Source organism: Pseudomonas syringae, from assembly GCF_001698815.1.
GTDB lineage: Bacteria > Pseudomonadota > Gammaproteobacteria > Pseudomonadales > Pseudomonadaceae > Aquipseudomonas > Aquipseudomonas syringae_A.
On record NZ_LGSI01000043.1, the window covers coordinates 40,891 to 50,024 of the forward strand.

Below are 9,134 nucleotides of genomic sequence, written 5' to 3' on the forward strand. Positions count from 1 at the left end.
CGAAGTGATAAACAGAACCGCCCTCATTTGGGCGGTTTTTCGCATCCGGTTGTCCGACTTTCGCTGCTTTTGACTACTTATTTGCTGTTTGACAAGTGACCTCGGCGCGCAGTTGGTTCAAACTCCACACTTTAAAGCAGGGAGATTTAGGGCGATGCAAGGTCACCCGGATGTAATCGATTATCTCAAGACGTTGCTGGTTGGCGAACTGGCGGCGCGTGACCAATATTTCATCCATTCGCGGATGTACGAAGACTGGGGCTTCAGCAAGCTCTACGAACGTATCAATCACGAGATGGAAGAAGAGACCCAACACGCCGACGCATTGATGCGCCGCATCCTGATGCTCGAAGGTACGCCGCGTATGCGTGCGGATGACCTGGATATCGGCGCCACAGTCCCTGAGATGCTCGCCAGCGATCTTCGCCTGGAATACAAGGTGCGTGCCGCGCTATGCAAGGGCATTGAGCTCTGTGAGCTGCACAAGGATTACGTCAGCCGCGATATCCTGCGTATCCAGTTGGCAGACACCGAAGAAGACCATACCTATTGGCTTGAACAGCAACTGGGTCTGATCAAGCGCATCGGTCTGGAAAATTATCTGCAATCGCAGTTCTGATCCGCACCGTTCGCCACGCATGAAAAAGCCCCTGCACATAACGTGACAGGGGCTTTTTATTGCCTTGCTGTTAAGCCGTCAGGCTTTATCCCGGAGCAGCAAAGGCTTGAGGTAATGCCCTGTGTAGGATTGCTCCATCTCGGAGACCTGCTCGGGCGTGCCCACGGCAATGATCTGCCCGCCCTTGGAGCCGCCTTCCGGCCCGAGGTCGACCAGCCAGTCCGCGGTTTTGATCACGTCCAGGTTGTGCTCGATCACCACCACGGTGTTGCCGTGGTCGCGCAAACGATGCAGCACGTCCAGCAGTTGCTGAATATCCGCGAAGTGCAGGCCGGTGGTCGGCTCGTCGAGGATGTACAGCGTCTTGCCGGTATCGCGCTTGGAAAGCTCACGGGACAATTTGACCCGCTGGGCTTCACCGCCGGACAACGTTGTCGCCGACTGGCCGAGTTTGATGTAGGACAAGCCCACATCCATCAGCGTTTGCAGCTTGCGCGCCAGGGCCGGTACGGCATCGAAGAACACACGTGCTTCCTCGATGGTCATTTCCAACACTTCGTGGATGTTCTTGCTCTTGTATTTGATTTCAAGGGTTTCGCGGTTGTAGCGCTTGCTCTTGCACACGTCGCACGGCACATAAATGTCCGGCAGGAAGTGCATTTCGACCTTGATCAAGCCATCGCCCTGACACGCCTCGCAACGGCCGCCCTTGACGTTAAACGAGAACCGCCCAGGCCCGTAACCACGGGAGCGGGATTCCGGAACACCGGCGAACAACTCGCGAATCGGCGTAAACAGCCCGGTGTAAGTCGCCGGGTTGGAACGCGGCGTACGGCCAATCGGGCTTTGGTCGATATCCACGACTTTATCGAGGTGCTGCAAACCGTTGATGCTGTCGTGGGTCGCCGCTTCCAGCGTGGTCGCGCCATTGAGCGCGGTGGCGCTGAGCGGGAACAGCGTGTTGTTGATCAGCGTGGATTTGCCCGAACCGGAGACCCCGGTGACGCAGGTCAGCAGGCCGATGGGGATTTCCAGATCCACATTGCGCAAGTTGTTGCCCCGCGCACCCTTGAGGGTCAGCGACAGCTTCTTGTTGCGCGGCGTGCGCTTGGCCGGGATTGCGATCTTCACGCGACCGGAAAGGTACTTGCCGGTCAGCGAGTCGGGATGGGCCATTACTTCGGCCGGCGTACCTTCGGCGACGATGTGACCGCCATGCACGCCCGCACCCGGACCGATATCGACCACGTAGTCTGCGAGGCGAATGGCATCTTCATCGTGCTCGACCACGATCACCGTGTTGCCAATGTCACGCAGATGCTTGAGCGTGCCGAGCAAACGATCGTTGTCGCGCTGATGCAGGCCAATAGATGGCTCATCGAGGATGTACATCACCCCGACCAGCCCCGCACCAATCTGACTGGCCAGACGAATCCGTTGCGCTTCGCCACCGGACAGGGTGTCGGCGCTGCGATCAAGGGTCAGATAATCAAGTCCGACGTTGACCAGAAATTGCAGGCGTTCGCGAATTTCCTTAAGGATCTTGTCGGCGATTTCCCCGCGTCGGCCGGTCAGCTTCAGCACACCGAAATACTCGGTCGCGTCGCCAATCGGCATGTTGGTCACTGCCGGCAGGGTTTTCTCGCCCACCCAGACGTGCCGCGCTTCGCGACGCAAGCGGGTGCCGCGACAATCCGGGCAAGGCTGCGTACCGAGGAACTTGGCCAGTTCTTCACGAACTGTCGCCGATTCCGTTTCGCGGTAGCGACGTTCCAGATTGGGCACGATGCCTTCGAAAGGGTGCGCACGTTTAACGATGTCGCCACGGTCGTTCAGGTAGCGGAAATCCACGCTCTGCGAGCCGCTGCCGTTGAGCAGGATCTTCTGCTGTTCGGCGGGCAACTCTTTGAACGGCACTTCCAGACTGAAGCCGTAATGCTTGGCCAGCGAACCGAGCATCTGGAAGTAATAGACGTTACGCCGGTCCCAGCCGCGAATCGCACCCTCAGCCAGGGTCAACTCGCCATTGACCAGACGTTTGATGTCGAAAAATTGTTTCACGCCCAGGCCGTCACAGGTCGGGCAAGCGCCAGCCGGGTTGTTGAATGAGAACAGCTTGGGTTCCAGTTCGCTGATAGCGTGGCCGCAGATCGGGCAGGCGAAGCGTGCGGAGAAAATCATCTCTTCGCCAGGCTCGTCGTCCATCGGTGCCACCCAGGCGATACCGTCCGCCAGCTTCAGCGCGGTCTCGAACGACTCTGCCAGCCGCTGTTGCAGGTCAGGGCGCACCTTGAAGCGGTCGACGACCACATCAATGGAATGCTTTTTCTGCTTGTCCAGCTTGGGCAACTCATCGAGTTCGCACAGCCGGCCATTGACCCTGGCCCGCACAAAACCTTGGGCGCGCAGTTCTTCGAAAACCGAAAGATGCTCGCCTTTGCGCTCACGAATCACCGGCGCCAGCAGCATCAACTTGCTGCCTTCGGGTTGCGCCATGACCAGGTCAACCATCTGACTGACGGTCTGCGCTTCCAGCGGAATGTCGTGATCCGGGCAACGAGGCTGACCGACCCGCGCATACAGCAGACGCAGGTAATCGTAGATCTCGGTAATGGTCCCGACGGTGGAGCGCGGGTTGTGCGAAGTGGATTTCTGCTCGATGGAAATCGCTGGCGACAGGCCTTCGATGGTATCGACGTCCGGCTTTTCCATCATCGAGAGGAATTGCCGGGCGTATGCGGAAAGGGATTCGACATAGCGCCGCTGCCCTTCGGCATACAGCGTGTCAAAGGCCAGCGACGATTTGCCCGAGCCGGAAAGCCCGGTGATAACGATCAGCTTGTCGCGTGGCAGGGTGAGGTCGATGTTTTTCAGGTTGTGGGTTCGGGCCCCACGAATCAGGATCTTGTCCAAAGTGGCCTCGCTCGGCGGGCGTCGAAAACATGGGAGTATACGGTCAAATACTGGATGGATGCACACTATCGCGGCGTAACATGAAGACCATGTCATCTATGCGCGGCAAAGCGTCGCGATATACCCCGTCAATCGATGGGACTGGTAGAATCGCCGCCGGTTCACATGAGGTTTTTCCATGCACGATCCCCACAGCGAGCGAATGAGTGGCGGCGAGACCCGCGCAGCAGGTGGTCTGGCCCTGGTGTTTGCGTTTCGCATGCTTGGCATGTTCATGGTTTTGCCGGTCCTGGCGACCTACGGCATGGACATGGCGGGTGCCAGCCCGGCGCTGATCGGCCTGGCCATCGGCGCGTACGGCCTGACCCAAGCGGTGTTACAGATTCCGTTCGGAGTTCTTTCCGACCGGATCGGCCGGCGCCCGGTGATTTATTTCGGGCTGATTATTTTTGCCTTGGGCAGCGTGCTCGCAGCCAACGCCGACTCGATCTGGGGAATTATCGCCGGACGCATCCTGCAAGGCGCAGGCGCAATTTCGGCTGCGGTAATGGCCTTGTTGTCAGATCTGACCCGGGAACAGCATCGCACCAAGGCCATGGCCATGATCGGCATGACCATTGGCCTGTCGTTTGCGGTGGCGATGGTGGTCGGCCCGTTGCTGACCCGCGCATTCGGTTTGTCCGGGCTGTTTCTCGCCACTGGCGCAATGGCCTTGATCGGGATTCTGATCGTCGCGTTCGTGGTGCCGAAAAAGACTGGCACCTTGCAGCACCGCGAATCAGGTGTCGCACGCCAGGCATTGGGGCCAACGTTGCGCCACCCAGACCTGCTACGCCTGGATTTAGGTATCTTCGTGTTGCACGCGATGCTCATGTCAAGCTTCGTGGCGCTGCCTCTGGCGCTGGTCACCAAAGCCGGTTTGCCCAAGGAACAGCACTGGTGGGTCTACCTTACGGCGCTGCTGATCTCATTTTTCGCAATGATTCCCTTCATCATTTATGGTGAGAAAAAGCGTCAGATGAAGCGCGTGCTGATTGGTGCCGTGGGCGTGTTGATGCTCACTGAGCTATTCTTCTGGGCGTATGGCGATACGTTGCGAGCACTGGTCATCGGGACAGTGGTATTCTTCATCGCGTTCAATCTGCTGGAAGCTTCACTTCCGTCACTGATCAGCAAGGTTTCACCGGCTGGCGGAAAAGGCACGGCGATGGGCGTATATTCCACCAGCCAGTTCCTTGGTTCGGCTGCAGGTGGGATACTCGGCGGCTGGTTGTTCCAGCATGGCGGGCTCGATGTGGTTTTCCTCGGTGGTGCTGCCATGGCGGCGATCTGGCTTGCCGTAGCAGTGACCATGCGCGAACCGCCTTACGTGACGAGCCTACGCTTGCCGTTGTCGCCGCAAGCACCGCGTGACGCAGGCCTGGCAGCGCGGTTGATGGCTGTAGCAGGTGTAACGGATGCAGTGGTGGTTGCTGAAGAGGCGGCCATCTATATCAAATTAGACACAGCACTATTGGATCGCGCGTCTCTGGAACGAATGGTCAATCCATCGACCGAAACGTGCGAAGCCTAGGAGAACGTTATGGCCCGTGGGGTTAACAAAGTCATATTGGTCGGCACTTGCGGCCAGGATCCCGAAGTTCGCTACTTGCCTAACGGTAACGCCGTGACCAACCTGAGTCTGGCGACCAGCGAACAGTGGACCGACAAGCAAACCGGTCAGAAAGTCGAAAAGACTGAATGGCACCGCGTTTCGATGTTCGGCAAAGTCGCCGAAATCGCTGGCGAGTACCTGCGTAAGGGCTCCCAGGTCTACATCGAAGGCAAGCTGCAAACCCGCGAGTGGGAAAAAGACGGCATCAAGCGCTACACCACTGAAATCGTCGTCGACATGCAAGGCACCATGCAACTGTTGGGCGGTCGTCCTCAAGGCGAAGGCGCTCCACAGGGTCAAGGTGGCGGCGGTTATCAGCAGAATTCGGCACCGCGTCCTCAACAGTCGCGTCCGCAGCAGTCCGCACCTCAAGCCCAGCCACAACGCGAATCGCGTCCGGCTCCGCAACAAGCGCCGCAACCGGCTGCAGATTTCGACAGCTTTGATGATGATATTCCGTTCTAGGTCATGCCTGGAAACGTAAAAAGGGCCCGTGACTTCACCGTCACGGGCCCTTTTTTATGGAGTGGGATCTGGTTTGGTCGCGGACACTTCGCTGATTTTGCTGACGCTGGTGATCTGGCCGTTCCAGACCATTTCGTAATGCGCGGTCTGGATGATCGACGAGACGGGGCGCGGTTTCATCAGCGCCCAGCAGCATTGGCCGTGGGCTCTGACCGAGCGGTAACGCAAACCGTTGCTGCCCGTGGCCCTGATTTCCCGGCCTAGTCGATGTGATGCGCTGTAATCGACCGGATCGTAAATGGGATCAGTCATCGGCACTGCCGAAGCGTCCAGCATCCCGGCTTCATTGAAGGTGCAGGACAGGCCTCGAAACACAAACCGCTCGTAGCTCAGGTTTTGCACGTTTGACCAGTATTTGTTCTGGTGATGCTGCACTTCAGCCAGCGCCGTATCCATGCTGTCCGCCAGATACAAAACCCCGTAACTGCCATCACTGAACCGCGAGCCACTCGGGTTGATATGGGTAAAGGGCGCCGTCGCGTAAGAGCAGCCGGTGATGCCGAACGGGATTTCTGCAAGCGGGATCAATTCCAGGCGGCCGGTTTGATTCAATAGGCGTGGGTTGGTCAGCGCCTGAATCTGGTACAGGGCTTCAAACTCGTCGGCGCTGGCGACATCATCGAACAGGTCAATGGGCGGGAATTTGGAATTGACCAGTCGATAGGCCTGCTGTTGCTCGTCACTCAGGCTCGGCAACTGGCTGAGCATCACCACAAGCCACCGCGCAGCACGTCGATACGCCGGAAGGTTTCGTACAGGGAAATCATGTCGCCTTGCGCCATGATTTCCAGCGGCGAGCGGCCGTTGAAAAACTCGTTGTGGTTAGCCATTGCCGGAAAACCGTAGACGTTATCCGGGTTGTCAAACACCAGGCGCAGGGCGGCGTGGATGTTGAGGACGAAGCTGATGCGCTGCATCTGATCCGCATCCAGACTCACGGACCAGGCGGGATCCTGCTGGTTGGCGCGTACATAAGTGCTGCGCGATATACGCAGGATGCGACATGTTTGATCACTTGAGGCTCGCCACTTTTCAAGAATGGCGACGGCGGCACGCAAACCCGCAGCGCATTGCGCCTTGGTGAATGCCTGGAGTCGAAGGACTGCCGACATGGCAATGACCTCTCTTTGAGTCTGTAGATACATTTGTTAGTAAATATAGTCTATAGATTCAAATTCCGCCAGTGCCTGTAGGAGCGAGGCTTGCCCGCGAGACGTCATTTAACGTGATGGATATGTCGACAGGAATACCGATTCGCGGGCAAGCCTCGCTCCAACAGGCCCCGTTTTTTCCTGCGTTACAACCCCAACTCTGAAAGCCCTGGATGATCATCCGGGCGTCTGCCCAGCGGCCAATGAAACTTGCGCTCCGATTCCTTGATCGGCATATCGTTGATGCAGGCAAAGCGGTTGGCCATCAAACCGTTCTCGGCGAATTCCCAGTTTTCGTTGCCGTACGAGCGAAACCAGTTGCCCGAATCATCGTGCCATTCGTAGGCGTAACGCACGGCGATGCGGTTATCAGTGAACGCCCATAGCTCTTTGATCAGCCGGTAATCCAGCTCTTTGGCCCATTTGCGTGTGAGAAAACCCTTGGCTTCGTCACGATTGGTCGCGAATTCGGTGCGATTGCGCCAGCGGGTATCCAAGGTATAAGCCCGTGCGACTTTTTCCGGGTCGCGGCTGTTCCAGCCATCTTCAGCGAGGCGGACTTTCTGGATGGCCGATTCAAGGGAAAAGGGCGGCAGAGGAGGGCGTATTTCGGTGTTTGCTGACATGACGAAACCTCTAGACGATGAGCGTGGATGGCGTTGCTGTGGGGGAATCATTGATCTGGACAGATTTGAGCAGTAACTCGGCCATATCCCGCGCGCTGTCCGCCGCGCTGTGATCACCCATGACCCGCGCCAGGGTGATTGCGCCGTCGATCAGGATCAGCAGCTGTTTGGCCAGCACTTCAGGCTGCTCGACTTTCAACTGCTGGCACAACTCAAGGGCGTAATCGAAAAGCTTCTGCTTGTGGGTCTTGGCCAGTTGGCGGACCGGATCGGCAGGGTCACCGATTTCACCTGCGGTATTGATAAACGCGCAGCCGCGAAAACCTTCCGACTTAAACCAGCCCTTAAGCACTGCGAACATCTTCAGAATGCGCGCCTCGGGCGTCGCCGCCTTGTCGGTCTCGCTGCGAAACCAGGCCATCCAGCGGATATCCCGCGCGCTCAATGCATGCATCGCGACTTCATCCTTGGTGGCGTAGTAGCGATAAATGCTTTTGCGCGCGACACCCGACGTGCGCACCAGCAAATCCATGCCCATGGCATGAATCCCGTTCTGGTAGATGAGTTGCTCGGCGGTTTGCAGGATTTTGTCCTGCACGGTTGTAGTCGTTGGCTTATTCATGGGGAGAAAGGTAGAACGATCGTTCTACCCCGTCAAGCGTTGAATTTCAGATCAAAGAACGGCAGCGCTCGGCTTTTCCCCCGCCAGCCCTTGTGCAAGGCTGGCCAGGACCATTTCGCCCATCCGCGTGCGGGTCTGCACGGTTGCGCTGGCGCGGTGGGGCTGAAGCACGACGGATTCAAGTTCGAACAGCTCGCTCGGCACATTGGGCTCATCGACGAATACGTCCAGGCCCGCACCGGCAATCGAGCCAGTCTTGAGCGCCGCGAGCAGATCCGGCTCATTGACCAGACTGCCGCGCGCCACATTGATCAGATACCCCTCGGCACCCAGCGCTGCCAGCACTTGCGCGTTGATGATGCCCTTGGCCTTGTCGGCTGCGGCCGCGACGATCAATGCGTCGCTTTGCCGAGCCAGTTCGATCAGGTCGGCGACGAAGGTATAAGGCACGTCGTCCATCGCCTTCAGATCGGTATAGCTGATCGGGCAACCGAAGGCCGCCGCACGGGTGGCAACGGCGCGACCGACGCGACCCAGGCCGACGATCCCGATCTTCATGCCGCTGAACTGGCGGGCCAACGGGATGGGCGCCAATGGCGTCGGGCTTTGCGGCCAGGCGCCACTGCGTACGTAACGGTCGGCGGTGCACAGGCCACGGCAGGCAGAGATCAACAGGCCGATAGCCAGGTCAGCCACGTCTTCGGTCAGCGCGCCAATGGTTGCGGTGACATGAATGCCGCGGTCGCGGGCGTAGGCCAAGTCTACTGCGTCAGTACCGACACCGTTGACGGCGATGACTTCCACGGCCGGCAATTGCTCCATCACAGCGCGGGTAATGCCAGTGTGGCCGCCGGTCACCACGCCGCGAATGTTGGCGCCGTGTTCTCGCAGATAAGCGGCCTTGTCGGTTTGCTGGAAGTACGGGCGAACGGTGTACAGCTCGTTGAGCCGCGCATTGATCTCGGGGATCAGGATCGGGCTCAGTTGCAGGATTTCTGGTTTCATGGCGTTCTCGCTCAAGCAA

General features: G+C 58.3%; 9 protein-coding genes. 3 read left to right on the forward strand and 6 right to left on the reverse strand.

Annotation, left to right across the window (positions count from 1 at the left end; translation table 11 throughout):
• The first annotated feature begins 154 nt into the window (after positions 1 to 154).
• Positions 155 to 619 (forward strand): bacterioferritin, encoded by a 465-nt coding sequence (bfr, locus tag AFK24_RS13265; protein WP_065833643.1) that lies wholly within the window; start codon positions 155 to 157, stop codon positions 617 to 619.
• Between the two features lie 78 nt (positions 620 to 697).
• Here bfr and uvrA read toward each other — a convergent pair whose 3' ends face one another.
• On the reverse strand, positions 698 to 3,532 hold the full coding sequence (gene uvrA, locus AFK24_RS13270; RefSeq protein WP_020290689.1) for an excinuclease ABC subunit UvrA: 2,835 nt from the start codon (positions 3,530 to 3,532) through the stop codon (positions 698 to 700).
• 178 nt (positions 3,533 to 3,710) lie between these two features.
• On the opposite strand from uvrA, the gene AFK24_RS13275 reads away from it, so the two are divergent.
• Complete coding sequence (locus AFK24_RS13275) at positions 3,711 to 5,105, forward strand: MFS transporter (RefSeq protein ID WP_065833644.1); 1,395 nt, start codon at positions 3,711 to 3,713, stop codon at positions 5,103 to 5,105.
• 9 nt (positions 5,106 to 5,114) lie between these two features.
• Entirely contained in the window at positions 5,115 to 5,651 is a 537-nt protein-coding gene (locus AFK24_RS13280) for a single-stranded DNA-binding protein (protein WP_020290687.1), read from the forward strand.
• A gap of 54 nt (positions 5,652 to 5,705) precedes the next feature.
• Here AFK24_RS13280 and AFK24_RS13285 read toward each other — a convergent pair whose 3' ends face one another.
• The 5 genes from AFK24_RS13285 to AFK24_RS13305 all read right to left on the reverse strand — a co-directional run bounded on the left by AFK24_RS13285 (position 5,706) and on the right by AFK24_RS13305 (position 9,115).
• Positions 5,706 to 6,419, reverse strand: a complete 714-nt coding sequence (locus AFK24_RS13285; RefSeq protein ID WP_065833645.1) for an RES family NAD+ phosphorylase — start codon at positions 6,417 to 6,419, stop codon at positions 5,706 to 5,708.
• Complete coding sequence (locus AFK24_RS13290) at positions 6,419 to 6,823, reverse strand: hypothetical protein (RefSeq protein WP_065833646.1); 405 nt, start codon at positions 6,821 to 6,823, stop codon at positions 6,419 to 6,421. The genes AFK24_RS13285 and AFK24_RS13290 overlap by 1 nt, the downstream gene beginning before the upstream one ends.
• 185 nt (positions 6,824 to 7,008) lie before the next feature.
• The gene (locus tag AFK24_RS13295) at positions 7,009 to 7,488 is read right to left on the reverse strand and encodes a DUF1348 family protein (RefSeq protein WP_065833647.1); all 480 of its coding nucleotides are present in this window, start codon (positions 7,486 to 7,488) and stop codon (positions 7,009 to 7,011) included.
• A 10-nt stretch (positions 7,489 to 7,498) separates the two neighbouring features.
• Positions 7,499 to 8,110, reverse strand: a complete 612-nt coding sequence (locus tag AFK24_RS13300; RefSeq protein ID WP_065833648.1) for a TetR/AcrR family transcriptional regulator — start codon at positions 8,108 to 8,110, stop codon at positions 7,499 to 7,501.
• A gap of 51 nt (positions 8,111 to 8,161) precedes the next feature.
• Entirely contained in the window at positions 8,162 to 9,115 is a 954-nt protein-coding gene (locus AFK24_RS13305; RefSeq protein WP_065833649.1) for a 2-hydroxyacid dehydrogenase, read from the reverse strand.
• Between the last annotated feature and the right edge of the window lie 19 nt (positions 9,116 to 9,134).